Source organism: Phocaeicola sp. RTP21198st1_B8_RTP21198_201120 (assembly GCF_040929485.1).
GTDB lineage: Bacteria > Bacteroidota > Bacteroidia > Bacteroidales > Bacteroidaceae > Phocaeicola > Phocaeicola dorei.
Map to the genome: position 1 here is coordinate 904 of NZ_JBCOCI010000392.1, position 375 is coordinate 1,278.

At 38.7% G+C, this 375-nt stretch carries 1 pseudogene; it reads right to left on the reverse strand.

Features of this window, described 5'->3' with window-relative positions:
* Positions 1-375: pseudogene (locus tag AB5935_RS26625) on the reverse strand (TonB-dependent receptor); the annotation flags it as partial.

Below are 375 nucleotides of genomic sequence, written 5' to 3' on the forward strand. Positions count from 1 at the left end.
ATACCATTCCTTCTACATTATGTTTTCCGAAGGAGCTTGCATAGATTATGCTTCCTTGGCCTACCATTTGATGAGAACTATACTGTCCTTCACCTAAATTTATTCCATTTGCTGTGCCGCGAGGATCGTCTGCTTTAGACCAAGTCCAATCTGCTGTCGAAGTCGGCATTTTATGTATATATGTGGAGTAAGGTGTATTCAAATTCTTATTATGAGAAGTTGTATAGTCATAAGCTCCGGTTACTTTCACGCTCAAGCCTTTAACCCAAGGTACATTATATTGTAAAGAGATGTTAGTTTGTAAATCAAAGCTATTGGTATGTTTGTATCCTGATTCATAAATGGCAGCCAATGGACTGTTGGGCAGACTTGTGT